The 25,747-nt window shown below is 72.9% G+C and carries 22 protein-coding genes, 1 pseudogene and 1 riboswitch; of the genes and pseudogenes, 12 read left to right on the forward strand and 11 right to left on the reverse strand.

The features are described from left to right. Positions 1 to 15 precede the first annotated feature (15 nt). Positions 16 to 1,347 carry an aminomethyltransferase family protein gene (locus tag ABEA81_RS07230; protein WP_345604040.1) on the reverse strand — a complete coding sequence of 444 codons (1,332 nt, stop codon included), beginning with the start codon at positions 1,345 to 1,347 and terminating at the stop codon, positions 16 to 18. Positions 1,348 to 1,582: 235 nt separating this feature from the next. Next, positions 1,583 to 1,808, forward strand: a riboswitch (cobalamin riboswitch). Between the two features lie 24 nt (positions 1,809 to 1,832). On the opposite strand from ABEA81_RS07230, the gene ABEA81_RS07235 reads away from it, so the two are divergent. From ABEA81_RS07235 to ABEA81_RS07250, 4 genes are read left to right on the forward strand one after another with little or no spacing between them, the layout of a single operon-like run. Then, on the forward strand, positions 1,833 to 4,238 hold the full coding sequence (locus tag ABEA81_RS07235) for a ribonucleoside-diphosphate reductase subunit alpha (protein ID WP_345604041.1): 2,406 nt from the start codon (positions 1,833 to 1,835) through the stop codon (positions 4,236 to 4,238). Further along, positions 4,235 to 5,287: a ribonucleotide-diphosphate reductase subunit beta gene (locus ABEA81_RS07240; RefSeq protein WP_425570472.1), complete on the forward strand. Its 1,053-nt coding sequence runs from the start codon at positions 4,235 to 4,237 to the stop codon at positions 5,285 to 5,287. The genes ABEA81_RS07235 and ABEA81_RS07240 overlap by 4 nt, the downstream gene beginning before the upstream one ends. 22 nt (positions 5,288 to 5,309) lie before the next feature. After that, positions 5,310 to 5,945, forward strand: a complete 636-nt coding sequence (locus tag ABEA81_RS07245; protein WP_345604043.1) for a TetR/AcrR family transcriptional regulator — start codon at positions 5,310 to 5,312, stop codon at positions 5,943 to 5,945. Continuing rightward, on the forward strand, positions 5,875 to 7,395 hold the full coding sequence (locus tag ABEA81_RS07250; RefSeq protein WP_345604044.1) for a nitrilase-related carbon-nitrogen hydrolase: 1,521 nt from the start codon (positions 5,875 to 5,877) through the stop codon (positions 7,393 to 7,395). The genes ABEA81_RS07245 and ABEA81_RS07250 overlap by 71 nt, the downstream gene beginning before the upstream one ends. On the opposite strand, the gene ABEA81_RS07255 is transcribed toward ABEA81_RS07250, so the two are convergent. From ABEA81_RS07255 to ABEA81_RS07275, 5 genes and pseudogenes are all read right to left on the reverse strand, one after another. Next, on the reverse strand, positions 7,382 to 8,284 hold the full coding sequence (locus tag ABEA81_RS07255) for an NADP-dependent oxidoreductase (RefSeq protein WP_345604045.1): 903 nt from the start codon (positions 8,282 to 8,284) through the stop codon (positions 7,382 to 7,384). The genes ABEA81_RS07250 and ABEA81_RS07255 overlap by 14 nt on opposite strands. A gap of 9 nt (positions 8,285 to 8,293) precedes the next feature. After that, positions 8,294 to 9,214 carry a hypothetical protein gene (locus ABEA81_RS07260; protein ID WP_345604046.1) on the reverse strand — a complete coding sequence of 307 codons (921 nt, stop codon included), beginning with the start codon at positions 9,212 to 9,214 and terminating at the stop codon, positions 8,294 to 8,296. 88 nt (positions 9,215 to 9,302) lie between these two features. Then, positions 9,303 to 10,145: a glycoside hydrolase family 16 protein gene (locus tag ABEA81_RS07265; protein WP_345604047.1), complete on the reverse strand. Its 843-nt coding sequence runs from the start codon at positions 10,143 to 10,145 to the stop codon at positions 9,303 to 9,305. A gap of 103 nt (positions 10,146 to 10,248) precedes the next feature. Continuing rightward, positions 10,249 to 10,852: pseudogene (locus tag ABEA81_RS07270) on the reverse strand (response regulator transcription factor). Between the two features lie 11 nt (positions 10,853 to 10,863). Continuing rightward, positions 10,864 to 13,284 (reverse strand): DUF222 domain-containing protein, encoded by a 2,421-nt coding sequence (locus ABEA81_RS07275; RefSeq protein ID WP_345604048.1) that lies wholly within the window; start codon positions 13,282 to 13,284, stop codon positions 10,864 to 10,866. Between the two features lie 242 nt (positions 13,285 to 13,526). Here ABEA81_RS07275 and ABEA81_RS42575 point away from each other — a divergent pair, with 242 nt between their 5' ends. Beyond that, positions 13,527 to 14,051 carry a UGSC family (seleno)protein gene (locus ABEA81_RS42575; RefSeq protein ID WP_425570477.1) on the forward strand — a complete coding sequence of 175 codons (525 nt, stop codon included), beginning with the start codon at positions 13,527 to 13,529 and terminating at the stop codon, positions 14,049 to 14,051. Beyond that, on the forward strand, positions 14,048 to 15,142 hold the full coding sequence (locus ABEA81_RS07290; RefSeq protein ID WP_345604051.1) for a hypothetical protein: 1,095 nt from the start codon (positions 14,048 to 14,050) through the stop codon (positions 15,140 to 15,142). The genes ABEA81_RS42575 and ABEA81_RS07290 overlap by 4 nt, the downstream gene beginning before the upstream one ends. 118 nt (positions 15,143 to 15,260) lie before the next feature. Here ABEA81_RS07290 and ABEA81_RS07295 read toward each other — a convergent pair whose 3' ends face one another. Next, positions 15,261 to 15,443 carry a hypothetical protein gene (locus ABEA81_RS07295; RefSeq protein ID WP_345604052.1) on the reverse strand — a complete coding sequence of 61 codons (183 nt, stop codon included), beginning with the start codon at positions 15,441 to 15,443 and terminating at the stop codon, positions 15,261 to 15,263. Between the two features lie 69 nt (positions 15,444 to 15,512). On the opposite strand from ABEA81_RS07295, the gene ABEA81_RS07300 reads away from it, so the two are divergent. Beyond that, complete coding sequence (locus tag ABEA81_RS07300) at positions 15,513 to 16,154, forward strand: TetR/AcrR family transcriptional regulator (protein ID WP_345604053.1); 642 nt, start codon at positions 15,513 to 15,515, stop codon at positions 16,152 to 16,154. Here the strand turns inward: ABEA81_RS07300 and ABEA81_RS07305 are convergent, their stop codons facing one another. After that, positions 16,155 to 16,895: an SDR family NAD(P)-dependent oxidoreductase gene (locus ABEA81_RS07305; protein ID WP_345604054.1), complete on the reverse strand. Its 741-nt coding sequence runs from the start codon at positions 16,893 to 16,895 to the stop codon at positions 16,155 to 16,157. It lies immediately after the preceding gene. Positions 16,896 to 17,019: 124 nt separating this feature from the next. Between ABEA81_RS07305 and ABEA81_RS07310 the strand changes: the two genes are divergently transcribed. After that, complete coding sequence (locus ABEA81_RS07310) at positions 17,020 to 17,820, forward strand: enoyl-CoA hydratase/isomerase family protein (protein ID WP_345604055.1); 801 nt, start codon at positions 17,020 to 17,022, stop codon at positions 17,818 to 17,820. Positions 17,821 to 17,830: 10 nt separating this feature from the next. After that, positions 17,831 to 19,003 carry an acyl-CoA dehydrogenase family protein gene (locus tag ABEA81_RS07315; RefSeq protein ID WP_345604056.1) on the forward strand — a complete coding sequence of 391 codons (1,173 nt, stop codon included), beginning with the start codon at positions 17,831 to 17,833 and terminating at the stop codon, positions 19,001 to 19,003. 1 nt (position 19,004) lies between these two features. On the opposite strand, the gene ABEA81_RS07320 is transcribed toward ABEA81_RS07315, so the two are convergent. Then, positions 19,005 to 20,024, reverse strand: a complete 1,020-nt coding sequence (locus ABEA81_RS07320) for an LLM class flavin-dependent oxidoreductase (protein ID WP_345604057.1) — start codon at positions 20,022 to 20,024, stop codon at positions 19,005 to 19,007. Beyond that, complete coding sequence (locus ABEA81_RS07325; RefSeq protein ID WP_345604058.1) at positions 20,017 to 20,733, reverse strand: ArsR/SmtB family transcription factor; 717 nt, start codon at positions 20,731 to 20,733, stop codon at positions 20,017 to 20,019. Before ABEA81_RS07325 ends, ABEA81_RS07320 begins: the two co-directional genes overlap by 8 nt. A 51-nt stretch (positions 20,734 to 20,784) precedes the next feature. Here ABEA81_RS07325 and ABEA81_RS07330 point away from each other — a divergent pair, with 51 nt between their 5' ends. From ABEA81_RS07330 to ABEA81_RS07340, 3 genes are read left to right on the forward strand one after another with little or no spacing between them, the layout of a single operon-like run. Beyond that, positions 20,785 to 22,158 carry an MBL fold metallo-hydrolase gene (locus tag ABEA81_RS07330; RefSeq protein ID WP_345604059.1) on the forward strand — a complete coding sequence of 458 codons (1,374 nt, stop codon included), beginning with the start codon at positions 20,785 to 20,787 and terminating at the stop codon, positions 22,156 to 22,158. Next, positions 22,155 to 23,384 carry an MFS transporter gene (locus ABEA81_RS07335; RefSeq protein WP_345604060.1) on the forward strand — a complete coding sequence of 410 codons (1,230 nt, stop codon included), beginning with the start codon at positions 22,155 to 22,157 and terminating at the stop codon, positions 23,382 to 23,384. The genes ABEA81_RS07330 and ABEA81_RS07335 overlap by 4 nt, the downstream gene beginning before the upstream one ends. 37 nt (positions 23,385 to 23,421) lie before the next feature. Beyond that, positions 23,422 to 24,486, forward strand: coding sequence for a cyclase family protein (locus tag ABEA81_RS07340; protein ID WP_345604061.1), 1,065 nt, complete (start codon positions 23,422 to 23,424; stop codon positions 24,484 to 24,486). Positions 24,487 to 24,489: 3 nt separating this feature from the next. Here ABEA81_RS07340 and ABEA81_RS07345 read toward each other — a convergent pair whose 3' ends face one another. Beyond that, entirely contained in the window at positions 24,490 to 25,743 is a 1,254-nt protein-coding gene (locus tag ABEA81_RS07345; RefSeq protein WP_345604062.1) for an FAD-dependent oxidoreductase, read from the reverse strand. Between the last annotated feature and the right edge of the window lie 4 nt (positions 25,744 to 25,747).

A 25,747-nucleotide genomic window follows, 5' to 3' on the forward strand; every position in this document is an offset into this window, starting at 1 on the left:
CGTCGGACGGCCGGATCAGACGGCGCTGTCGAGCCCGCGTTCCTTCAGCCGTTCCCGCGTGTTGGGGTTCACCGACGGCCGGAACGGCACCTCGACCACCTCCGCATCGACCGGGCTGCCGGGCACGTGCGCGTACTGGACGGGCAGGTCGACGGCCAGTGGGGTGCCCACCGCCGAGAGCTCGACCGGCACGTAGCCGAGCGCGATGTTCGTGCCCAGCTCGGGGGACCACCACGGTGAGGTCAGGTACCCGACGGGGTCGCCCCCGTCGCCGGGCCGGACGAGCCAGAAGTCGGGTGCGTAGTCATCGATCGGGCGGCCGCCGATCCGCAGGCCGACCAGCACCTTCCGGAACGGCGGGGAGCCCGCCTCGATCTGCGCGCGGGCGCGTTCGAGGGCCGCCTTGCCGATGTAGTCGGCCTCCTTCGCGCGTGGCACCTGGTAGCCGAGGTTCACCTGGAACGGCAGCGTCTCCGCGTCCATGTCCTGTCCCCAGGACAGGATCCCGGCGGCCACCCGGCGGTGGTGGGCCGGGGCGATGACCTGCAGGTTGTGCGGCCGGCCCGCCTCCAGCACGGCGTTCCACATCTCCTCGGCGTGGAGCGTGGCGTCGCGCAGGTAGATCTCGTAGCCCTTCTCGCCGGTGAACCCGGTCTGCGAGATGATCACCGGCAGCCCGGCGACGGTGGCCTCCATCAGCCCGTACGAGGGCAGGTCGGCGAGCTCGGGGCCGACGAGGTCGACCATCAGGTCCACCGACCGCGGGCCCTGGATCTGGACCGGCGCGACGTCGATCTCGGTGATCTGCACGTCGAACGGCTGCCCGACCTTCACGCCCTGCAGCCAGAGCATCAGGTCGGAGTCGGAGATGCTGAACCAGAACTCGTCCTCGGCGATCCGCAGCAACACCGGGTCGTTGAGGATCCCGCCGTTCTCGTTGCACAGGATGACGTACCGCGCACGCATCACCGGAATCTTGGCGGCGTCCCGCGTGATCACGAAGTTCACGAACGCCTCGGCGTCGGGACCTTTCACGCGGATCTGCCGTTCGACCGCGACGTTCCACAGCGTGACGTCGTTGACGAGCGACTCGTACTCCGCCATCGCGCCGCCGTCCTCCGGCCGGACGTAGCCGCGCGGGTGGTAGACCCGGTTGTACACCTCGGCCCGCCAGCACCCGGCCCCCATCGACAGGTGCCAGTACGGGCTCTTGCGGATCCGCGTGGAGATCAGCATCTCCACCGGTGTGGGCCCCGTCTGCCGCAGGTTGATCGGGACGAGGCGGTCGGACTGGTCGACCGACGGCTGGTTGTGGTGGGACGGGACGGAAACGGCACCGTTCGTCATCTTCGTCTCCATGATTCTTCGGATCAGATGATCAACGACCGCGGGCACCGGAAGAACTGATTCCTCTTCTCGCAGCGTGCGCCGACGGTACGACTCGTTTTCAGGGCGGTCAACGAGTTCCACGATGTGCAACTCGACAATTCCGGAGAATCGGGGTGCTCGCCCCCCGGCCCGTCCGGCCACCGCGACACGCCACGACATGTAGGGGTGCGCCGTCGTTGACACCACTACATGTAGGGTCAGCGCGGCTGATGGTTCCGCTCCGCCAGCCAGGCGGAGGGAGGCGAGAGGGAACCCGGTGGGAATCCGGGACTGCCCCGCAGCGGTGAGCGGGAACAACCGCCGTCAGAAGCACTGGGTGTGACACCACCTGGGAAGCGACGGCCAGTAGGAGCACCGGCCACAGGGTTGTGCGGTGCGCGCCCGCGAGTCCGAAGACCTGCCATCGGTGGAGACCCGTCCCCCGAGCTCGCGAGGAGAGAGCTGTGACCCCACCCGTCATCACCGCCACCCCCACCCCACCCAGCCGCGTCGAACGGCTCGTGGACGAGGCCGTGGCCGGCATCCCCGACGTCGAGGCCGGTCCGGTGCTGGCGGAGACGCGCCGGATCGCCTACGACGGCATCACCGACGAGGAGCTCGCCATCGCGCCGGTCATGGCCGCCCGCTCACTCGTCGAGTCGGAGCCGAACTACTCGGCGGTGGCGGCGCGCCTGCTCCTCGACGGCCTGCGCACCGAGGCCCTCACACATCTGGCCGGTGCCCGCCGGCAGGCGAGCCACGACGAGATGGCGGGGCACTACCCGCGGTACGTCCGCGAGTACCTGCAGCGGGCCGTCGCGCTCGAGCTGGCCGACCCGGCCCTGCTGACGTTCGACCTGGACCGGGTGACGGCGGCGCTGCGGCCGGAGCGCGACCTGGACTTCACGTTCCTCGGCCTGCAGACCCTCTACGACCGATACTTCCTGCACGAGCGCGGCGTGCGGTTCGAGCTGCCGCAGGCGTTCTTCCTGCGGGTGGCCATGGGGCTCGCCCTGCGCGAGGACGACCGCGAGGCCCGGGCCATCGAGTTCTACGAGCTGCTGTCCTCCCGTCGCTTCATGGTCTCCACGCCGACGCTGTTCAACGCGGGCACGACCCGGCCACAGCTGTCCTCGTGCTTCCTCACCACCGTCGACGACGACCTCGACTCGATCTTCCAGGGGTACCGGAACAACGCCCTGCTCGCGAAGTACTCCGGCGGGCTCGGCAACGACTGGACCCCGGTGCGCGGGCTCGGCGCCCACATCACGGGCACCAACGGGCTCTCCCAGGGCGTCGTGCCGTTCCTCAAGATCGCCGGCGACACCGCCGTGGCCGTGAACCAGGGCGGCAAGCGCAAGGGCGCCGCCTGCGCGTACCTGGAGACCTGGCACATCGACGTCGAGGAGTTCCTCGACCTGCGCAAGAACACCGGCGACGACCGGCGCCGCACCCACGACACGAACACCGCGAACTGGGTGCCCGACGAGTTCCTGCGCCGCGTCGAGGCGGACGCGGAGTGGACCCTGTTCTCCCCCGACGAGACGCCCGACCTGCACGACCTCTACGGCCCCGCGTTCGCCACCCGCTACCGCGAGTACGAGGCCGCGGCCGACCGCGGCGAGATCCGCGTGTTCCGGCGCCTTCCCGCGGTCGCGCTCTGGCGGCGCATGCTCACGATGCTGTTCGAGACCGGCCACCCGTGGATCACGTTCAAGGACCCGTGCAACCTGCGCAGCCCGCAGCAGCACGCCGGCGTCGTGCACTCGTCCAACCTGTGCACGGAGATCACGCTCAACACCCGCGCGGGTGCGGACGGCGAGGTGGCGGTCTGCAACCTCGGCTCGGTCAACCTGGCCGCCCACGCCGGCCCGGACGGGCTGGACACCGCGGAGCTGGGGCGCACCGTCCGGACCGCGGTGCGGATGCTCGACAACGTGATCGACATCAACCTCTACACGATCCCCGAGGCCCGCCGGTCCAACCTGCGCCACCGCCCGATCGGCCTCGGGTTGATGGGCTTCCAGGACGCGCTGTTCGCCCAGGGGATCGCGTTCGCGAGCGACGCCGCCGTCGAGTTCGCCGACCGCAGCACGGAGCACCTGAGCTACCACGCCATCGCCGCGTCGTCCGACCTCGCGGCCGAGCGCGGCCGGTACCCCAGCTACGACGGCTCGCTGTGGAGCCGGGGCGTACTGCCGATCGACTCGCTCGCGCTGCTGGCCGCCGCCCGCGAGGGGGACGGTCTCGACGTCGACACGTCCACCACCCTCGACTGGGACGCCCTGCGGGACCGGGTGCGCAGGCAGGGGATGCGCAACTCCAACGTCATGGCCATCGCACCGACCGCGACGATCTCCAACATCTGCGGCGTCGGGCAGTCGATCGAGCCCCAGTTCCGGAACCTGTTCGTGAAGTCGAACATGTCCGGCGAGTTCACCGTGGTCAACCCGTACCTGGTGGCCGAGCTCAAGGCACGCGGGCTGTGGGACCGGGCGATGGTGGCCGACCTGAAGTACTTCGACGGCAGCCTCGGCGCGATCGACCGCGTGCCCGCCGACCTGAAGGCCCGATACGCCACCGCGTTCGAGATCGACCCCCGCTACATGGTGGAGGCCGCATCCCGGCGGCAGAAGTGGATCGACCAGTCGCAGTCGCTCAACCTCTACGTCGCCTCCCCCAGCGGCCGCGCCCTCGACGAGCTCTACCGCCTGGCCTGGCACAAGGGCCTCAAGACCACCTACTACCTGCGGACGCAGTCGGCCACGCACGTGGAGAAGTCCACCCTGCGCGGCACGGACGGCACGCTCAACGCCGTCCCCACCGCCGTGTGCCGCATGGACGACCAGGACTGCGAGGCCTGCCAGTGAACACCGGGTTGGAGACGATCGACCGCGGCGCCGCCCCGGTCGACGCCGGCGCGAAGCGCATGATCAACGCCCGCGCGGACGTCAACCAGCTCCTGCCGCTCAGGTACCGCTGGGCGTGGGACCGCTACCTCGCGGCGTGCAGCAACCACTGGATGCCCACCGAGGTGGGCATGCAGGCCGACATCGCGCTCTGGAGGTCGCCGGACGGCCTCACCGCCGACGAGCGGCTGATGGTGCAGCGCAACCTCGGGTTCTTCGCCACCGCCGAGTCGCTCGTGGCCAACAACGTCGTGCTCGCCGTCTACCGGCACCTCACCAACCCCGAGTGCCGCCAGTACCTGCTGCGGCAGGCGTTCGAGGAGGCCGTGCACACGCACACGTTCCAGTACATCTGCGAGAGCCTCGGCCTCGACGAGGGCGAGCTGTTCAACATGTACCGCGAGGTGCCCTCGATCACCGACAAGGACGCGTGGGCCCTGGGCCACACCCGGAGCCTGTCCGACCCGGGCTTCACCACCGGCACGGCCGAGGCCGACCGGGCGTTCCTGCGCGACCTCGTGGCGTTCTACGTGGTGTTCGAGGGCATGTGGTTCTACACCGGGTTCGCGCAGATCCTGTCGCTCGGGCGCCGCAACATGATGGTGGGCGTCGCCGAGCTGTACCAGTACATCCTGCGCGACGAGTCGATCCACCTGAACTTCGGCATCGACTGCATCAACCAGATCACGCTCGAGAACCCGCACCTGTGGACGGACGCGTTCGCCGGCGAGATCCGCGGGATGCTGGGCGAGGCCTGCGAGCTGGAGATCGCCTACGCCCGCGACACCATGCCCCGCGGCATGCTCGGGCTCACGGCCGAGGCCTGCGCGCAGTACCTGCGGTTCATCACCGACCGCCGGGCCCGCCAGATCGGCCTCGAACCCCTGCACGGCGAGCCGGAGAACCCGTTCCCGTGGATGTCGGAGGCCATGGACCTGAGGAAGGAGAAGAACTTCTTCGAGACGCGGGTGATCGACTACCGGTCGGGCGGCGCGCTCGCCTGGGACTGACGGGCCGGTATACGGTGTAGACATGGCGGTGGGGACGGCGGGTCGGATCATCGATGCCGCCCGGGCGATCGTCACGGAGGAGGGCGCCGAGGCCGTCAGCATGCGGCGGGTGGCCTCGGCGGCCGGCATCACCCCGATGGCGATCTACCGGCACTTCGCCGATCGCGGAGCGCTGCTGCGGGCGGTGGCCGATGACCTGGGCGCGCAGCTGCGCGAGCTGTGGGTCGCGCCGGACCCGGATGCGGATCCCGGGACCCTCGTGCACGAGCAGCTGCGCCGGTTCCTGGACTTCGCGCTCGGCAGGCCGCGGCTCTACCGCTTCCTGATGATCGACGGATGGGCGCGGGCCCGGCGGTACCCGCAGGACTTCCGCGAGTCCGAGGGGCCCGCGTTCGCCCGCATCGTCGACCTGGTCGCGGACCTCATGGCCCGCGGCGAGTGGCGTGCCGACGACCCCACCGAGGTCGCGCTGTCGCTGACCGCCCAGACCCAGGGGCTCGTCCAGCTGTACCTGTCGGGCCGGATGGACATGTCCGAGGACGAGTTCCGCGCGCTGTGCGAGCGGGCGATGTGGAGGCTGATCCACGGTGTCGCGATCCACGGTGTCGCAGCAGGTCACGGCCACGGACCCGACGGGCTCGCCGGCGCGGACGGCTGATCCCGCGCCGCGCTGGCAGCCGTCGGCGGCGCTTGTGGCGTCGGCGGCGGCGTTCTTCCTCGGCACCGGCCTCGACCCGGTCGCGATCCTGGCGTGGGTCGCCCCGCTGCCGGTCTTCCTGCTCGCGCCGCGGCGCCCGGCCGGGACGGTGTCGATCGTCACCTTCGCCGCCGCCCTGGCCGGCACCGCGAACATGTGGCCCTACTACCTCACCGCCCGGCCGATCCCGATCCCGGTACCGGTCGCGGTCGTCATCGTCCTCGGGACCGCCGGGCTGTTCACCGCGACCACGCTGGTGCTGCGCGGGCTGCTCCTGCGGGGCAGGCCCGCGCTCGCCGCGGTCGCGGCCCCGGCGACCTGGACCGGCGGCCTCCTGCTGGCCTCGCTGGCCGCGGGCGGGATGGACCTGTCCAGCGCGACGACCCAGCAGACCGATCTGCTGCCCGTGCTGCAGATCGCCTCGCTCACCGGGGTGTGGGGCGTCAGTTTCCTGGTGTTCCTGCCGGCGGCGGCGATCGCCGCGGCGTGCGCCCCGGCCGCGCCGCGCCCGGCCCGGCTGCGCGCGGCGGCGACAGGGCTGGTCCTGCTCCTCGCCGCGCTGGGCTACGGCGGCGTGCGCCTCGCCCGGCTCGACGACCCGGCGGCTGCGGCGCCGTCGGTGGCCGCCCTCGGCCGGGTCCAGCCCGACGCGCTCGATGACCAGTGGGAGATCGACCCGGCGACCCCGGCCGGGCGGGAGCTGCTCGACTCCTACGCGGCGGCGGTCCGGGCGCTGCCCCCGGACGTGCGCACCGTGGTCCTCCCGGAGGGCGTCTTCTCCGTCGCCGGCCCCGCGGGCCCCGTCGTGGTCGACCGGCTGACCGGAGTGGCCCGCGCCCGGGGTACCGACGTTGTCGTCGGGGCGGTCGACCGCATCGGCGACGGCCGGATGTGGTCCACCGTCGCGCTGCTCGTCCCGGCGGACGGCGACGCCCCGCGGCGCTACGTCAAGCACCACGACACCGGCCCCCACGTCCAGCGGGGCACCGGCCTCACGATGGCCGGCCGCGACGGCATCGCGATCTGCATGGACCTCAACTACCCCGAGCTCACCAGGGCGTACGCCACGGCGGGCGCGACGCGCATGCTCCTGCCGGCGAGCGACACCGACGTCGACGGCCGCTGGCACGCCCGGGTCGCGGTGGCCCGCGGGGTGGAGAACGGCGTCTCCGTCGCCTGGGGCGGCAACCGGGGGACGTCGGTGATCGCCGACGCGGCCGGCCGGATCCTCGCCACCGCCGACACGGCGGCGCCGAACCGGGGAGCGTTCGCCGTGGCGACCGCCGCGCTCCCGGACGGCCCGGGGAGCACCCCGTACACCCGGCTCGGGGACTGGTTCCCCTGGTGCTGCCTCGTCCTGGCGGCGCTCGGCGCGCTGGGTGCCGTGATCCCGCGCGTCAGGGAACGATGACGACCTTGCCCGTGGCGTGCCCGTCCTCGACCAGGGCGAGTGCGGCCGCCGCGTCGGACAGCGGCCGGACCTCCGTGACGTGCGGGTCCAGCTCACCGGCCAGCACGAGCCGCGCGAGCTCGGTGAGCACCGCGGTGCTCCGGTCCCGCTCGAGCGAGAAGCCGCCGAGCTCCACCGCCAGTGGCCGGTCCGCGATCGACGTCAGCCGTGAGGCGTCCGCGAGCAGCCCGGCGACGGTCCGGAGGGGGTCCCCACCGACCATGTCGAGGATCGCGTCCACCCCGTCCGGGGCCGCCGCACGCACCCGTTCGACGACGCCGTCGCCGTAGGCCACGGGCACCGCGCCCAGCTTCGCCACCAGGTCGTGCTTGGCCGGGCTCGCCACCCCGATCACCCGCAGGCCGCGCGCGGCGGCCAGCTGCACCGCCGGGATCCCCACCCCGCCGCCTGCGCCGTTGACCAGGAACGTCGATCCCTCCGGCAGACCGAGCCGGTTCAGCGCGTCGAACGCGGTGCCCGCCGCCACCGGCAACGCCGCCGCGTCCTCCGGGCGCACGCCCGCCGGCCGGTGCGCCGCGAACGACGCCGTGACCAGCGCCTGCTCGGCCCAGCCGCCGACCATCCCCGGGCAGCCGCCGAACACCTCGTCGCCGACCGCGAAGCCGGGCACGCCGGGGCCCACCGCGACGACCGTGCCGGCGACCTCCCGGCCCAGTACGGCCGGCCCGCTGAGGCCGTACGAGCCCTCCCGGACCCGCCAGTCCCCCGGGTTCACCCCGGCCGCCCGCACCCGCACCAGCAACTCGTCGGGGCCCGGCTCCGGCACCGGGACATCCAGGAACGCCTGCTTCTCCGGACCGCCTACCTCGGTGAACCCATATGCGCGCACCGGATCAACCTACGACTCGAGAAAGGACTTCAGGTCGGACCGGTCGGAGTCCTTCTCGTCGGTCATGGCGTAGAAGGTCATGCCGGCGTCGGAGACGTCACCGTTGCCGACCAGGTCGAGCCGGGAGTACAGCCATTTCAGGTTGTCGTCGCCGCTGTCCTGCAGGAAGTCCCAGAAGTCCATGTCGACGGGCCCGAGGCCGGAGTTCTGGTCGGGGATGTCGACCTTCTCGCAGCCCAGGTCGGTCAGGTCGTCGTAGTCGTGGCCGCCGTGCTCTTCCTTGCCGTGCGTCTGGTTGAAGCTGTCCTCGCCGTGCGTGATGCACTCGACGTGCTTGCGGGCCTCCGGGTCGGCGGCGTCGAGGGCCATCCAGACGGTCTCGATGGGTCCGGCGAGCACGATCGAGAGCTGGTCGTCGTCGGTGGAGGCGTTGATCTCCTTCACCAGGTTCCGGGTGCCGGCGGCGAGCTGCGCTTCGTCGGTGTCGTCGAAGAAGCGGGACATGTCGAACCCGAAGCGCTCGCCGCCCTCCTGAACGCTCTCGGTCATGTTCTTGACGTGCTCGGCGTCGGAGTCCCAGATGTGGTTGTTGTAGTCGAAGTGCACGAGGTTGGCCTGCAGCTTGCCGTGCGCGAGGAGCGCCAGCGCCATGGGCGCGGACGCCCAGTCGTCGTTGTCGTGCTGGTTGCCGTCCGCCGATATCGCGATCCGCCCGACCTCGGCGTCGAACCCGCTCGTCCCGCCGTCCTGGCCGCCCTGCGACCCGCCGCCCGCACCCTCCGGGCAGCGGTCGGACTGGCCCGGCTTGTAGATGGCGCACCCGTCCGCCGTACCGGGGATCTCACTGCCGCATGCCGCGAGCAGCGCGGTCGCCGCGAACACGGCCAGCACGGCCGCGAGACGCCGCGACCGCTGACGGCGAACGGCCATCGTGCCTCCGATCTTCTCGGTACAACGGGAGGCGACCGTGTCACAGCCACCCTGTGAGCGCGCTGAGGTTGTGATCCACCTGGGGCCGCTACCGCCGCGCGTACACCCGCACCCAGTCGACCTCCAGGCTGACCTCGGGTGGCGTGGTCTCGTCCGGTGCCAGGATCCACTCCTCGTACGGCCCCATGTCGAGCTGGATCGCCAGGTGCATCCGGCTCGTCGGGATCACGTTGCGGTCGGTGGTCTCGAACTGCTTGACGCCGTCGACGTACCAGGTGATGCGATCGGGCAACCAGTCCATGGCGAACGTGTGCCACTGGCTGAAGTCGCCGCTCACCTTGCTTCCCGCGAGCTTGTTCTGCGCCGAGTAGTGGATCACGAAATGGGCCTGCGTCCGGTCCTCCCCGGGCACCTCCATCATGTCCAGCTCGCCGTCTGCCGCCTTGTCCAGCGAGTCCGGCCACAGCAGGACGGCCGACCCGCGCCCGCGCCCCTTGTCGGTGCGGGCCCGGAACTCCCAACGCCCGTACCGCTGGCTGTGCTCGTGGTTCATGCCGCCCGAGACGTTCCCGCGGGCGGTGACGCGCAGCGTGCCGTCCGCCACGGTGATCGCCTCGGGGCGGCGCCACCCGTTGCCGAACCCGCCCACCGAGTCGTAGTGGTTCCAGACGCCGGGATCGAGCCGGGAGCCGGTGAAGTCGTCCCTGAAGACCAACCGCCACTCGTCCTCGGCGGCCGAGGAAGCCGCCCGGTTCACCGCGGGCGTGGGGACGGCGGTCGGCGGGGGCGACGGTGCCGGGAGCGCCTCGAACAGGTCCGGCTCGTGCCGGGCGGCGGCGTCGCCCCCGCAACCGGACGCCAGGACGACGACGGCACCGAGCAGCGCAGTCCACATCCGGGCAGGCCACCCGCGCCGCGGGAACCGGGACATCCTGCCTCCTCGCCTGCGGCCGGAGGGGAGCCACGGGGAGCGCCGACCGCGCGCGGCTAACCTAACAAATCGGACCAATCGGGCCCGCGCTGGTGGCCGGCGCTCAGAGCCAGCCGCTGTCCCGCGCGATCTGGACCGCCTCCGTGCGGCTGCCGGCTCCGAGCTTCTGCATCGCCGACGAGAGGTAGTTGCGCACGGTCCCGGGCGAGAGGTGGACCCGACGGGCGATGTCCGCGGCCGTCCCCACCGGGGCCGACGGAGCGCAGCACCTCGAGCTCCCGGACGGTCAGCGGGCAGTCCTCGGCCATGAGAGCGGTCATGGCCAGGTCGGGGTCGACGTAGCGGCCGCCGTGGTGCACCCGCCGGATGACGTCGGCGAGGACCGTGGCGGGGGCGCTCTTCGTGACGAAGCCGGCCGCGCCCGCGGCGAGCGCGCGCCGCAGCACGCCGGGCCGGGCGTGCCGGGTCAGGACGATGCAGCGCGTCCCGGACGCGTGCACCGCCACCCACTGCGCCACCTCGGCGCCGTCGCGCCCCGGCATCTCGACGTCCAGCACCGCGACGTCGGGCCGCTGCCGTCCGATGACGGCGATCGCCTCGTCCCCGCCGGCCGCCTCGCCGACCACGACGAGGTCGGGCTCCAGGCCGAGCAGTGCACCGACCGCACCGCGGGTCAGGGACTCGTCGTCGGCCAGCACGAGGCGGATCCGCTCGCCGGTCACCGCGCGGCCCCCGGCAGCACGGCGTCGAGCCGGAAGGTGCCGTCCGGTCCCGGCCCGGCGGCGAGCCGTCCGGAGTGCTCACGCAGGTACCGCTCGAGCGCGATCAGCCCGGTCCCGAACCCGGCGCCGTCCCCGGGGCCCACCCCGTCGTTGACGACCCGGAGGCGGGCGTCCCCCTCGGCCACGGCGATCTCGATCGTGCACCGCCTCGGCTCGGCGTGCCGCAGCACGTTGGTCATCGCCTCCCGCAGCACCCGGCCGAGCACGTTGCGGGCCGTCGGACCGACCGTGTCCGGGCTGCCGCCCAGGGAGAGCTCCACGCCTGCGGAGTCGAGCACGGCGCGGGCCCCCGCGAGCTCCGTGACCAGGTCGGTGTGGCGGGTCTCCCGCACCAGGGAGCGGACCTCGCTGAGCGGTGGTTCCTCCTCGTCGTCGGATGGCGGCGGTGGCGGCGGGGCCGGGTCACGGGCCTCGCGCCAGAGGATGCGCAGGTCGATCGGGCGTCCCGTGTCGGTGTCCGGGTCGGCGCGGGGGTCGGCGCCTTCGGGTGGTGGGTCGGGGTCGGGCAGGTCGGGTCGGACCGGCGCACCCCGGGTCCGGTACACCCGCCCCAGCGGGGACACCCACACGAACACCCCCGGCTCGGGTTGGAACAGCCGCCAGCCGCGGTCCTTGTCCGGGTGGTGCCGCCAACACCCGGGACCGATGTTGGTCTCCACCGTGCGCCCACCCCGGACGTGATCCACGGTGTGGTCCAGCTGGGAGCGGCGTGCCGGGCGGTCACACCCGGGCCCCACGCAGCTGCGGTCGCGGACCTGCACGTGGCGGGCCAGCGCACCCCGGGCATACCGGGCGCGGGGGTTGTTGCCCAGTTCCCGCCACGACCGGTGCCGCTGGGCCCACCGGCCGGCGATCTCGGTGACCAGCCCGGCCCATGCCCCGGTCAGGTCGGGGTCGGCGGCGAAACGGGACAGCTCGGCGAGGGTGAGGTGCAGCTCCACCACCCCACCACGCACCCGCCCCGGCGGCCGCGATGGTGGGTCGCCGGTGCGGGGGCGGTGGCGCAGCGGCCCTGCGAGCAGCAGGTAGCCGGCGGGGTCGACGATCGCGAACTGCCACCGCGCACCCCGGCGTTGCCGGGCGACGGTGGTGCGGGCGATCTCGGCGTCGACCGGGCCCAGCCCGGGGATCTCACCGGGCCGCTGGTCACACCCGAGCAGGGTGGCCAGTCCGGCCCGCACCTCGACACCCTCCCGCACCCCGACCCGCTCACCCCGCCAGCGGCGTGTATTCGGGCCGGCCGGACCGGGGTCGGTCGGCTCGCCGACTCGGTGATCCTCAGGTGGGTGATCGTCGACCGGTCGCCCAGCCGGGGCCGGGGCCGTGGTTTCGTCGATGTCGCAGCCCTCGGCGCTGTGCTTCCCGGCACCGGCCGGCTCGGGGGCGGCCGGGTCGGGCCCGTCCCGGCGAGCGCGGGTCGACTCAGCACCAGTCCGTTCAGCGCCAGTCCGTTCAGCGCCAGCCGTCTCATCGGATCCGCCGGCCTCAGCGATGTCGCCGGTACTGGGGGCGTCGCTGTCCTCCGGCCGCGGCCGGGCCAGCAACCGGGCCAGGATCTGCGCTTCGGTCAACCCGTGGAAGCTGCCGTCCAGCATCCCCAGGTACAGGTCGGCGGAGATCTGCGCGAGCCGGCCGGGGTGCCCGGCCCGCCGCGCTGCTTCGGCCAACCGGTCCAACCGCGCCGCCGCGGCCGCCGCCTCATCCGGCGGCAACCCCTCCCCCGAGAGCGTGGCGGTGCCGTCCCGGTCCAGGTGCAACACCACGCCGCGCTCGCGCAGCCCGCGCCGGTAGCGGCGGCGGTGGAACTGCGGGTCGATGGCCACGATCGCCGCCAGCAGCCGCCGGGCCAACCGCCGCGCCGTCCACCCCGACGCCAACGGCACGAACCGCTCACACAACCGCCGGATCTGCGCCGGGGTCAACTCCCCGCGACCGGGGTCGAGGTGATCGGCGAACACCACCGCCTTGCCCCGATCGATCAAACCCCGTTCCAGGGCGGCGAACACCAACGGCAACCCCCGCACCACCACCCGGGCGAGGTCGAGCTCCCGGTCCGCGGCGGTCGGGGTCCAGGTCAGGCCGGCGGCGATCTCGTGCGAGGCCCACTCGACATCGTCCCCGGCCCGGGCCACCGCCTCCTCCGAGAGCCCGGCGACCGGGACCGCGCGGGCGATCTCCGCCATCCCGGCCCACACGTTGGCCTGCTCGTGCGCGAGCTGGCGGGACCGGGCCTGCAACACCTCCACCAGCCGCGCGTTCGGCACCCGCGACCACGGCAACTCGGCCAGCACAGCGGACAACTGCGGGCCGGGCGGCAACCCCACCTCCCGGTCGATCAGCTCCACCACACCCGGCATGATTCGAACATACGTGCGAGCACCGACGAAACCGGTAGGTCTGGACCCACCATCACCAGGCCACCCGAACGGCCCAATCCCGCCGCGAGGCCAGCACAACGTCCGGCCATCGGTTGCCCGACGTGATCTCGCCTACGTCATCCGTCTCGGCTGTTCGCGAATGGGTTCGCAGGGCCGGGCCGATCACCGATGATGGCGTCGACGGGACCATCCGGGAGGTGGCTGTGATCGACTGGTCGCGCGTGATCCTCGACCCGACCGGCGAGGTGGAGCGCAGCGAGGACCGCGCCCTGTCCCCGCGCCCTGCCACGCTGCACGGGGCCACCCTCGGCCTGCTGGACAACGGCAAGCCGAACGCCGCGCTGCTGCTCGAGGAGGTCGGCCGGCAGCTCTCCGAACGGTTCCGGCTGCAGGACGTCAAGGCGTTCACGAAGGACTACTTCGGCACACCGGTGGACACCACCCAGGTCGAGCGCATCGTCGCCACCTGCAACTTCGCCGTCACGGCGGTCGGTGATTGAGGCTCGTGCAGCGCGGCCAGTCTGGCCGACGGGATCCTGCTGGAGCGTGCCGGCATTCCGGCCGTCAGCATCTGCACCGAGCCGTTCCGCCTCGCCGCCGACGCGATGGCGCGCTCGTACGGCTTCCCCGACTACCCGTACGTCGTCACCGAGCACCCGGTGGCGAGCCTGTCCCAGGAGGAGGTCCGCGATCGCGTGACCGCGATGATCCCCCGCATCCTCGAGATCCTGGGGGTCGCGGAATGACGGTCGACGACGACGCCCGCGCGATCGTGGACGCACTCGTCGACGCGGTCGAGTACTGCTACGACCAGGAGTGGAGCGACGGCCTACCGGTGATCCCGTGCACGCCGAAGCGTCTCGACGCGTTCCTCGCGCAGACCGACCGCGGACCGGACGACGTGCTGCTGGCCATGCCGCAGATCGGCCGGGAGTGCACGGTGCGGATGGCCGCGCTGAACGCCGCCATGGCCGGCTGCCGTCCCGAGTACTTCCCGGTGGTGCTCGCCGTGTGGGACTCGCTGCGCGCCGAGGGGTACGCGGGCAAGGGGATCTGGCAGAGCACCACCGGCACCGCCCCGCTGGTGCTCGTGAACGGGCCGGTGCGCGGGGAGCTCGGGATCAACTGCAAGGGCAACGTCTTCGGCTCCGGCTTCCGCGCGAACGCGACGATCGGCCGGGCGATCCGGCTCGCGGCGATCAACGTGTTCGGGCTCCGCCCGCACGCACTCGACCAGGCCACCCAGGGCACCCCGGCGAAGTACACGTGCTGCATCGGGGAGAACCAGGAGGAGAGCCCCTGGCCGGCGTTCCACGAGGAGTTCGGGTTCGGGCCGGACGAGAGCGCGGTCACCGTGATGACGATCCGCTCGGTCTCCCACGTCGAGGCGCGGCACACCAGCGATGCGACGCAGCTGCTGCGTGACCTGGCCGGAACGGTCGCCCGCACGGGCGCCCTGCTGCACCGGACGATCTCCACCTGCCTGGTGCTCGGCCCCGAGCACGCCCACCTCCTGGCCGGGCAGGGCTTCGACAAGCCGGCCATCCGCCGGTTCGTGTTCGAGGAGGCACGCGTGCGGCGGGAGGATCTCGACCGGGTCGGCAAGACCGCGATCTCCCGCACGACCGCGTGGCGGCTGCCCGCCGACCACCCCGAGGCGGTGCCGGACGACCGAGTCGATCCCGCCACCGGGTCGTTCCACGTGCTCACCTCGCCCGACGCCGTGCAGATCGTGGTGGCCGGCGCATCGAACTCCGGGGTGTCCGCGGTGGTCGACACCTTCGGGCCGCGGGGCGACCGGCCGGCGCTGGCCCCGGTGCGGCCCGCGCCGCGCTGACCTCACGTGGCGGCCGGCGCCCCGCGGAGCTTGTTGCCCGACAGGACACGCGAAAGCCGATAGCTCGCACGGACCGGCCCGATCGGCCGGCTGGCCGGTGCGGGCTATCGGCGTTGCGTCACTCCTTCTGCTGCGCGATCCACTCGGCGAGGGCGATCTCCCCGAGCGGTCGGCGGGCGGCTTCGGAAGCGAGGACAGGGAAGCCCGCCGATTTGTGACGGGGGACCCGCGACGGCCGCCGTCGCAGGCGGGTGAGCACGACCGGGCCGAGCTCGATCGCCGGGTCGAACTCCGGTCCCACCGGTCGGCTGACCTAGACTCCGTTCGGGCCCGTGGCCCGCGGGGTGCCTTTCGACGGGAGCGACGACCAGTGGCCGAGCCAGCGACGACCGCCCGCCCGAGCACCCGGGTGGAGCGCCGCCGGGACCGGCGCAAGGCCGAGATCGTCCGGACCGCGACGGAGCTGCTGTCCGAGCACGGCTACCAGGGGATGAACCTGGAGGACGTCGCCGAACGGACCGACATCGCCAAGGCCACGCTCTACCACTACTTCTCCGGCAAGGACGAGCTGGTCGCGGCGGTGATCGAGGCGCTGACGGTCGACGTCAACCGGCGTCTCGAGCAGGAGCTGGACAAGGTCGGCGACCGCAGCCACCTCGAGCAGATCCGCACCCTGATCCGGGAGCAGATCCGGATCCTCACCGACACCGCCCCCGAGGTCGCCACGCTGTTCTCGTGGCCGACGACGTGGCCCGACTCCTTCCAGGACACCATCAAGGAGAGCAGGCGCCGCCACGACGCGATCTTCCGCCGGGTGGTCGAGGCCGGGCTCGCCGCGGGCGAGTTCGACTGCCCGAACCCGGACGTCGCGCTGCAGTGCCTGCACGGCGTGCTCAACCAGTCGTCGCTGTGGATCCGCCCGTCGCTGCCTCCGGAGAAGAAGGCCGAGCTGTGGGAGGCCGTCGTCGACACCGCCGCCCGGATGTTCAGCCTCGAGGGCGCCCGGCGCTGATCAGCCGGCCATCGTCAGGCCGCCGCTGACGCTGAGCACCTGGCCGGTGACGAAGTCGGAGCGGTGCGATGCGAAGAACAGCACCGCGTCCGCCACCTCCTCCGGGGTGGCGAGCCTGCGGAACGGGATCGCGCGGACCAGTCCTTCCCGCACCTTCTCGGGCAGCGACGCGAACAGCGGGGTGTCGGTCGGGCCCGGGCACACGCAGTTGACGTTGATCCGGTGGCGCGCCATCTCCCGGGCCAGCGACTTGGAGAATGCGATCAGCCCGCCCTTCGTGCCGGCGTAGACGGTCTCACCCAGGCTGCCGACCCGCCCGGCGTCGCTGGCGATGTTGACGATCTTGGCGGGGCGCTCGGCGGCGAGGATCGGCTCGAGGAACGCGTGGAGCAGCCGGACCGGCCCGAGGAAGTTCACCGCGGCCAGCGCCTCCCACAGCGCGTCGTCGTTCTGCATGAACGGCTCGACCCGGTCGAAGCCCGCGGCGTTGACGAGCACGTCCGGCAGCCCGTGGGCGGCCACCACCTCGTCGCGCAGGGCCGGGATCGCGGGCCCGTCGCCCAGGTCGGCCTCGTGCGCCGTGGACCGGCCGCCGATCGACCGGACGGTGGCCGCGAGCCCGTCGGCGTCGCGGTCGACCGCCGCGACCGTGGCACCCGCCGTCGCCAACCCGACCGCGATGGCCCGGCCGATGCCGGACGCGGCACCGGTGACGACCGCAAGCTTGTTCCCGAGATCCATCGGGCCGCCTCCCTCACATCCGGCCGGACGGTACCAGTTCTTCGACCAATAAGTCGAATAGCAGTCGCACTGGTCGGCCAGTCGTAACTGTGGTTGACTCGACCGCGACGAACGGAGGAACACGGTGGGCCTCGACGGATACACGCAGCTGACGTTCGACCGTCGCGCGAACGGCGTCCTGCTCATCACGCTCGACCGGCCGGAGAAGTACAACGCCACCGACGAGGTGATGCACGGCGAGCTCGCCCGGGTCTGGCTCGACGTCGCGGCCGACCCCGCGACCCGCGTCGCGGTGATCACCGGTGCGGGCAGGGCGTTCTCCGCGGGTGGCGACCTCGCCATGGTCGAACGGATGGCGGGCGACTACGACCGCGTCTCGCACATGCTCGAGGAGATGAGCGCCCTCGTCTACAACATCATCAACTGCGACAAGCCCATCGTCTCGGCCATCAACGGCGTCGCCGTCGGCGCCGGCACCGTCGCCGCGCTGCTGGCCGACGTCGCCATCGCCGCCGAGGACGCCCGGATCGGCGACGGGCACGTCAAGCTGGGCGTCGCCGCGGGCGACCACGCCGCCATCATCTGGCCGCTCCTGGCCGGCATGGCCAAGGCCCGCTACTACCTGCTCACCGGGGAGATGCTCACCGGCGCCGAGGCCGAGCGGCTCGGGATGGTGGCCAAGGCCGTGCCCCGCGACCAGGTGCTCGACGAGGCGCTGCGCATCGCCGACGCGCTCGCCACCGGCTCCCAGCCCGCGATCCGGCTCACCAAGAAGGCGCTCAACAACTGGCTGCGCGCCGCCGGGCCCGCATTCGACCAGTCCGCCGCCTACGAGATGCTGACCTTCATGGGGCCCGACGTGGTCGAGGGGTACACCGCGCTGCGCGAGAAGCGCGCACCCCGCTTCCCCTCCGCGCAGTCCTGAGGGGCGCACCGTGCGACGCAGGCTGTGGGACACCGAGCACGGGCACACCGCGCACCACGACTTCCGCGCCACGGTGCGCCGGTTCGTCGAGAAGGAGGTCGTCCCGCACACCGGGCGGTGGTCCGAGGCGGGCATCCTCCCCCGCGAGCTGTTCACCGCGGCGGGCGCGGCGGGCCTCCTGTCGACCGCCGTCCCCGAGGAGTTCGGCGGTGGCGGGGTCCCCGACTTCCGCTTCAACCTGGTCCTCGGCGAGGAGCTGGCCCGGGTGGGCGCCGCGGCGGTCGCGATCGGCCTCACCCTGCACACCGACGTCTGCACGCCCTACTTCCTCCGGCTCACCACCGACGAGCAGAAGCGCCGCTGGCTCCCCGGCATCGCCGCCGGTGAGCTGATCACCGCCATCGCGATGACCGAGCCGGCCATCGGCTCCGACCTCGCCTCGATGACCACCACCGCACGGCGCGACGGCGACCACTACCGCGTCACCGGCAGCAAGACGTTCATCAGCAACGGCATCAACGCCGACCTGGTGATCCTGGCCGTCAAGACCGATCCCGCCCGGACGCACCGCGGGATGAGCCTGCTCGTGGTCGAACGCGACACGCCCGGGTTCATCCGCGGCCGCAACCTGGCCAAGATGGGCCAGCACGCCCAGGACACCGCCGAGCTCTTCTTCGACGACGCGCACGTCCCCGTCACCAACCTCCTCGGTGCGGAGGGCGAGGGCTTCCGGCACCTCACCGACAACCTGCCGCAGGAGCGCCTCTCGCTCGCGGCCTACGGCGTGGCGGCCGCCCGCGCCGCGCTCGGCTGGACCCTCGACTACGTACAGGGCCGCGTAGCGTTCGGCCGCCCGATCGGCGGGTTCCAGAACACCCGGTTCCGGCTCGCCGAGCTGGCCACCGAGGTCGACGTGGCGCAGGCGTTCGTGGACCAGTGCGTGCTCGCGCTTGCCGACGGTGAGCTGTCCGCCGCCGACGCGGCCAAGGCCAAGTGGTGGTGCACCGAACTGCAGGGCCGCGCCGTCGACCTCGGCGTCCAGCTGCACGGCGGCTACGGCTACATGGCCGAGTACCCGATCGCGCAGGCCTGGGCGGACGCGCGCATCACCCGCATCTACGGCGGCACCACCGAGATCATGAAGGAGATCATCGGTCGGGACCTGGGCCTGCGCGGGCGCTGAGTCACGAGGCCCAGCCGGCCGCCACCTCGATCAGCGCCAGCTCGTTCGCGTGGACGCGCTCCGGGTCCACGCCGAAGTGCGGCGGGTAGAGCAGCGCCCAGTCGACCACCCCGGAGTAGCGGCGCAGCTGCGCGGCGACGTCCTCCGGGGTGCCGAACACGGCACGCTCCTCGACCATCGCCTCCCCCGCCGCGACGACGCCCGCCACGTCACCGCTCGCCACCGCCTCCCGGGCCGCGGCCCGCTCGGCGCCGAACCGGCCCTGCGGGAACAGCGCGTCGTAGCCCTTCGGCGTCGCGTAGAACCCGACCTGGGCGGCCGCGTCGCGGCGCGCGAGGTGGGGGTCGGAGCCAGCCGCGGCGACGATCTGCGTGGTCGTCCGCAGTCGCGCCACGTCCCGCCCGGCCCGGGCGGCGCCCTCGGCCAGCAGCGGGCGGGCGACGTCGCGCAGGTAGTCGACCGGGGCGATCGTGTGCCCGACGAACCCGTCCGCACACCCCCCGACGGCGCGGACCATGTGCTCCCCCACCCCCGCGGCGAGGATCGGCACGGTGTCGGGCAACGCAGCGCGTTCGTAGTGGGCCAGCGCGACGCGGTCGAACTCGCCATCGAACCGGAACGGCCCACCCCGGTGTGCGATCAACCGCCGGACCAGCTCGACCCGCTCCCGCACCTGGGGCGCCGGGTGCTGCATCGCCGTGCCGTACCAGTCCTGGTTCATCCGGCGCGTGCTGCTGCCCACGCCCAGCACGAACCGCCCCCCGGCGATCGCCTGCACGTCGGCCGCGGCCGACGCGAGCGCCAGTGCCGAGCGCGCGAACAGCGGGGTGACGCTCGTGCCGACGATCGCCTTCTCGGCGACGGCCGCGAACGCCGCGGCCCGGGTGAGGCTGCTGCGGTTGTAGTAGTCGATGCTCCACAGCGAGTGCACCCCGGCACGATCGGCCGCCCGGACGATCCGCAGCGCGTCCGCCGGGTTCTCGTCCATGACCACGAGCCCTATCTCCACGTCGTCATTCAACCATGGAGACGGCAAACCGACCAGGCGGTTGAACTTCTTGCGGGAGGGTGGCGACGGGGTGCTCGGCCAGCCGCCACTCGAGCATGCCCTCGGCCAGCCGCACGGCGCGCCGGCCGCAGGCGTTGAGCAGCCGGACCGCGTCGTGGGCGAGGACGCAGTAGGCGCCCCGGCAGTACGCCACGACCTCGACGTCGGCGGGCAGCTCCGACAGGCGACCGGGTAGCTCGTCGAGCGGGATGGAGATCGCCCCCGGGATGTGCCCGGCGACGTACTCGGGGGCGGGCCGCACGTCCAGCACGATCGCCTCGCCCGCCCGGATCCGGCGGAGCAGCTCCTCGCGGCCGACCTCCTCGGTGTCCTCGCCGTCGACGACACCGAGATAACGGCTGCGGGCGCGGCCGACGTCGGCCAGGTGCGTGGCCGCGACGACCCGCAGCTGGGCGAAGAGCGCGGCGACGTCATCCGCGGCGAGGCGGTAGCGGATGGTGGTGCCCTCCCGCGCCGTGGCGACCAAGCCGGCTTCCCGCAGCGCCCTGAGGTGCATGGACGTGGTGGTCAGCCCGAGACCGGCGGTGGCGGCGAGGTCGGCGACGCTGCGCGGGCCCTGACCGAGCAGGTCCAGCAGCTCCAACCGCTTGCCGCTGCCCAGCGCCTTGCCCACGCGCGCCAGTTGTTCGAACAGCTCCGCCTTGAGCGCAGCATCGCCCATCGACTCCTCCAATAATCCATGGAATAGTGTACTAGTCGCGGGGAGAGTCGCATGAGCAGCAACGTCTCGTTGACGGCCGTCGTGGACGAAGGCCTCGGCAACTCCTGCTACCTGGTCGACCTCGGGGACGGGACGGCGCTGGTGGTCGACGCACCGCGTGACCTGCGGGCCGTGCGGGCGGCCGCAGGGAAGGCGGGCCTGCGGATCCGGTTCGCCGCCGACACCCACCTGCACGCGGACTTCCTCTCCGCGGCGCGGCAGCTCGCCCACGACGACGGTGCGACGGTCCTCGCCTCCGCTGCCGGCCGGCGCGCGTTCGACCACCGCGGCCTCGGCGAGGGCGACGAGGTCGACCTGGGCGGGCTGGGACTGACGGCACTGGCCACCCCCGGGCACACCGACGAGCACCTCTCGTTCCTGCTGCGCGACGGGAACCATCCGGTCGGGGTGTTCACGGGCGGCTCGCTCATCGTGGGCTCCGCGGCGCGCACCGATCTGCTCGGGTCCGAGCGCGCCGAAGAGCTCGCTCGGGCCCAGTTCGCGTCGCTGCGACGGCTGTCGGTGCTGCCCGCCGGGACGGGGGTGTGGCCGACCCACGGGGCGGGGTCGTTCTGCTCCGCACCGCCGGGTGCCGACCGGACGTCGACGATCGGCCGGGAGCTGGCCACCAACCCGCTGCTGGGCATCGCCGACGAGGACCGGTTCGTCGAGCGGCTGCTCGGCTCGCTGGGCAGCTACCCGCCGTACTTCCTGCGCCTGGCCGCGCTCAACCGGGGTGGGCCCCCCGTGCTGGACGCCGAGACCACGGGGAGCCTCCCGCAGCTCCCGCCGTCGGCGGTGCGGGAGCTGCGCGACGACGGGGCGATCGTGGTCGACGCCCGCCCGGCGCACGACTACTCCCGCACGCACGTCCCGGAGGCGCTCTCGATCCCGCTCCGGCCGCAGTTCGCCACGTGGCTCGGCTGGCTCGTCCCACCCGAGGCACCCGTCGTGATCGTCCGGAACCCCGATCAGGAGCTCGCCGACCTGATCTGGCGGGCGCTGAACATCGGCATCGACCGGTTCACCGGTGAGCTCGCGGGCGGCGTCGACGCCTGGGGCGCCGCCGGGCTCCCCACCTCCGCCACCCCGGTGATCGGACCCGAGGAGATCGGCGGACGGGGCCGCGTGCTCGACGTCCGGCAGGACGCCGAGTTCGCCGCCGGGCACCTGCCCGGCGCCGTCCACATCGAGCTCGGATCGCTCCAGCAGACCGCCCGCGACCTCCCGGTGGAACCCACCGTCCTGATGTGCGGGCACGGGGAGCGCGCGATGGGCGCGGCGAGCGTGCTCGAGCGGGCCGGGCACCGCGACCTCGCCGTGCTGGCCGGCGGGCCGGGCGACTGGGCCGAGGCCACCGGGGAGGGGTTGCAGCGCGAGCCGTGAGCCGTCCGATCGTCCTGGGGCTGCGCGCGAACGCGGCCCAGTTCGGCCTGCTCGTCGCGGTCAACGCGCTGGTCGGCGGCATGGTCGGGCAGGAGCAGACCGTGCTGCCGCTGCTGGCCGCGCGCGAGTTCCACCTGACCGGGTACACGTACCTGTTCACCTACGTGGTGGCCTTCGGCCTGACGAAGGCCGCGGCGAACTACGTCGCCGGCGCCTGGTCGGACCGCTTCGGGCGCAAGCCGGTGCTGCTCGTCGGATGGGTGATCGCCCTGCCGGTGCCGCTGCTGCTGATCTGGGCGCCGAGCTGGGGCTGGGTGGTGGCGGCGAACGTGCTGCTCGGGCTCAACCAGGGCCTGACCTGGTCCACCACCGTGATCATGAAGATCGACCTCGTCGGACCGCGGCGGCGCGGCCTGGCGATGGGGCTCAACGAGGCGGCCGGGTACGGCGCGGTCGCCGTCACCTCGCTGCTCGCCGGCTACCTCGCGGCGCGCTACGGCCTCCGGCCCGCCCCGTTCCTGCTCGGCGTCTCCTACGCCGTGCTCGGGCTGGGCCTGTCCGGGCTGTTGGTGCGCGAGACCCGGGAGCACGCCCGCCTGGAGGCGAGTCGCCACGACCACCCACGTGCGGATCTGACCGGCCTCCGGATCGTCACCCACACCAGCTTCCGGGAACCGGCGCTGTCGGCGGCGAGCCTGGCCGGGCTGGTCAACAACCTCGATTTCGGCCTTTCCTGGGGGCTCTTCCCCCTGCTGTTCGCCGCGTCCGGGCTGCCGGTGGAGCAGATCGGCGTGCTGTTCGCGCTCTACCCCGCGGTATGGGGTGCCGGGCAGCTGGTGACGGGCGGGCTGTCCGACCGGTGGGGCCGCAAGCACCTGATCACAACCGGCATGCTCCTCCAGGCGGCCGCGCTCGCGATCATCGCCGTCGCCGGCACCTTCGCGCCGTGGGCGGCGGCCACGATGCTGCTGGGCGCCGGCACCGCGATGGTCTACCCGACCCTGCTGGCCGTGGTCGGCGACGTCGCCCATCCCACCTGGCGCGGCCGCGCCGTGGGCGTCTACCGGGTCTGGCGCGACGCCGGTTACGCCGTCGGCGCGCTGATGGGCGGGGTCGTGGCCGACCTGTGGGGCCTGCGCGCCGCGGTCTGGGTTGCGGCCGCCCTCACCGCGGCGGCCGCGCTCGTCGTCGTGGTGCGCATGTACGAGACCCACTCGGTAGCGTGATCGACATCAGAGCACGTCCTGAGCGGGAGGTGGCGCGATGCCGCGCTGGCGCAACCGGCCGGAGGGTTCGACGTGGGGCGACTTCGGGCCCGACGACCGCCTGGGACGGCTCAACACGATCGGCCCCGAGCAGGTCCGCAGGGGCGTCGCCGAGGTCCGCGACGGGATCACCTTCTGCCTGTCCCTCCCGCTGGACCTCCCCGGCCGCGCGGTGCTCAACCCGAACCGGCTCCCACCCGTCCTGCGGCCCGCGCTGCGCTCCGGCGCGGTCGGCTTCAACTGCGACATGACGGTCGCCTTCCCCGGCGCCACCGACGTGATGTGCGACGACCTCGTCGTGCTCCACACCCAGTACTCCACGCAGTGGGACGCCTTCGGCCACGCGGGCTCGCACTTCGACGCCGACGGCGACGGCGTCGCAGAACGCGTCTTCTACAACGGCTGGCGCGCCGGCACCGACGTGGTGGGCCCGGACCGCGTCGACCGGGCAGGCGTCCAGAGCCTCCGCGACCTGGACGGTGTCGCCGAGGGCACCGCGTCGACCTCGCACGCAGGCCCCGTCGACATCAGCCACATGGCGCACCACGGCGTCCAGGGCCGGGCCGTGCTCGTCGACCTCGAGGCCCACTTCGGCACGGAGCGCACCGTGGTGGGCGGCGACGCGTTGGCGCGCGTGCTCGACGCGGACGGGATCGTCGTCGAGCCCGGGGACATCCTGGTGCTGCACACGGGGTTCACCCGGCTCGTGGCCGCCCAGCACGGCCGTCCCGACCCCGACTCCCTCGACGTCTGCGCCGTGCTCGACGGCGCCGACCCCGGCCTGCAGGACTGGATCCGCGACAGCGGCGTCGCCGCGATCGCCGCCGACAACTACGCGGTCGAGGCGTTCCCGCCCGCCCACGAGCTCCACGACGAGCCCGCGCTGCCGCTGCACCAGCTGTGCCTGTTCAGGCTCGGCGTGCACCTCGGCGAGCTCTGGTGGATCTCCGACCTCGCCGCCCACCTCCGGGCCGCCGGCCGGTCCCGCTTCCTGCTCACCGCTCCCCCGCTGCGCCTGCCCGGCGCGGTCGGGTCGCCCGTCACCCCGATCGCGACCGTCTGAGCGTCAGACGAGCGCACCCTGGCGGAGCAGCTCCGCCCGGACCGCGGCGAGGTCGTGGGGGCGCCCGGCGGCGTACTGGGCGGCGGCGACGCCCGCCGCGTGGCCGGTCGCGAAGGCCGCACCCATCACCCGCACCGACGCGAAGGCATCCCGGTCGGCGGCCGTGAGGCGGCCCGCGGCCCACAGGTTGTCCGTGTCGGCCGACGTGATCGCGCCGTAGGGGATGTCGTACCAGCCCTTGTCGTCGATCGGCTGGTAGCGGGTGACACCCGGGGCGACGTGGTCCTCGATCGGCCACCCGCAGCGCCCGATCGACTCCTCGGGACGCTTGCGGGCGCGCAGCACGTCCTCGCGGGTGAGCTCGTCGCGACCGCGCAGGTGCCTGCTCTCGCGGATCCCGATCTGCGGACCGGTCTCCACCAGGTACGCGTGCTCCCATCCCGCCAGGTGCTTGCGGAAGGCCTCGAGGTAGCGCCACGCCTGCCGGCGCGCGCTCATCTCATCGCGGGTGAAGGCGGCGGCGTCGAGCGCGTCGAGCTGCTCGTCCACGAGCAGCGAGAGGACGTGCCCGGTGACCGGCAGGCGCACGGTGATCCCCTGGTCGCGCGCCAGCGGCACGCCGGTCTCGCGGGCGTGGGCGGCCACGGCGTCCCGCATGCCCTCCCGGCCCAGGTCGGCGTCCTCGGCGACGCCCCCGAAGCGGCAGACGAGCGTGCTGGTCTGCCGCTCGTCGACGGGCGCCACCCGGACGCCGGCACCGGCCGCGGCGAGCAGCGCCCCGTCACCGCTCGCGTCGACGAACGCCTGCGCGGTGAGCCGCTCCTTCCCGCCGCGGCCGTGCACCTCGACCTCGGTGACCCGGCCCTGCCCGTCGCGCACGGCGTCGGACAGCGTGCTGTGCAGCCGGACGTCGACGCCCTCCGCGGTGACCAGCTCGTCGTAGACGATCTTCGTCGTCTCCAGGTCGAGGAGCACGAAGTGGTTGCCGGTCCAGGCGAAGCTCATCTCGCGGTACACGTCCCGCCGCTGCAGCCGCTGCAGCACCTCGTCCCCGACCCCCGCGACGACCTGCTCCCGGTGCTGGTCGAAGAACCCGCAGAACGTCAGCACCGAGCTGTTGGTGGCCGCCCCACCGAGGAACGGGTAGCGCTCCACCAGCCGGACGCTGGCCCCGGCCCTGCGGGCCCCGACGGCCGCCGCGACACCGGCGGCACCACCCCCGACCACGACGACGTCGAAGTGCTCGCCATTTGTCATGCGG

It is taken from the genome of Pseudonocardia adelaidensis (genome assembly GCF_039543345.1).
Classification (GTDB): Bacteria; Actinomycetota; Actinomycetes; order Mycobacteriales; family Pseudonocardiaceae; genus Pseudonocardia; species Pseudonocardia adelaidensis.

Excerpts from the sequence above, each read along its gene's own strand:
- ABEA81_RS07305 (WP_345604054.1), bottom strand. The coding sequence starts at position 16,895 with ATGGATCTCGGGAACAAGCTTGCGGTCGTCACCGGTGCCGCGTCCGGC.
- ABEA81_RS07345 (WP_345604062.1), bottom strand. The coding sequence starts at position 25,743 with ATGACAAATGGCGAGCACTTCGACGTCGTCGTGGTCGGGGGTGGTGCC.
- ABEA81_RS07325 (WP_345604058.1), bottom strand. The coding sequence starts at position 20,733 with ATGGGCGATGCTGCGCTCAAGGCGGAGCTGTTCGAACAACTGGCGCGC.
- ABEA81_RS07275 (WP_345604048.1), bottom strand. The coding sequence starts at position 13,284 with ATGCCGGGTGTGGTGGAGCTGATCGACCGGGAGGTGGGGTTGCCGCCC.
- ABEA81_RS07265 (WP_345604047.1), bottom strand. The coding sequence starts at position 10,145 with ATGTCCCGGTTCCCGCGGCGCGGGTGGCCTGCCCGGATGTGGACTGCG.
- ABEA81_RS07260 (WP_345604046.1), bottom strand. The coding sequence starts at position 9,214 with ATGGCCGTTCGCCGTCAGCGGTCGCGGCGTCTCGCGGCCGTGCTGGCC.
- ABEA81_RS07340 (WP_345604061.1), top strand. The coding sequence starts at position 23,422 with ATGCCGCGCTGGCGCAACCGGCCGGAGGGTTCGACGTGGGGCGACTTC.
- ABEA81_RS07230 (WP_345604040.1), bottom strand. The coding sequence starts at position 1,347 with ATGACGAACGGTGCCGTTTCCGTCCCGTCCCACCACAACCAGCCGTCG.
- ABEA81_RS07330 (WP_345604059.1), top strand. The coding sequence starts at position 20,785 with ATGAGCAGCAACGTCTCGTTGACGGCCGTCGTGGACGAAGGCCTCGGC.
- ABEA81_RS07245 (WP_345604043.1), top strand. The coding sequence starts at position 5,310 with ATGGCGGTGGGGACGGCGGGTCGGATCATCGATGCCGCCCGGGCGATC.
- ABEA81_RS07290 (WP_345604051.1), top strand. The coding sequence starts at position 14,048 with ATGACGGTCGACGACGACGCCCGCGCGATCGTGGACGCACTCGTCGAC.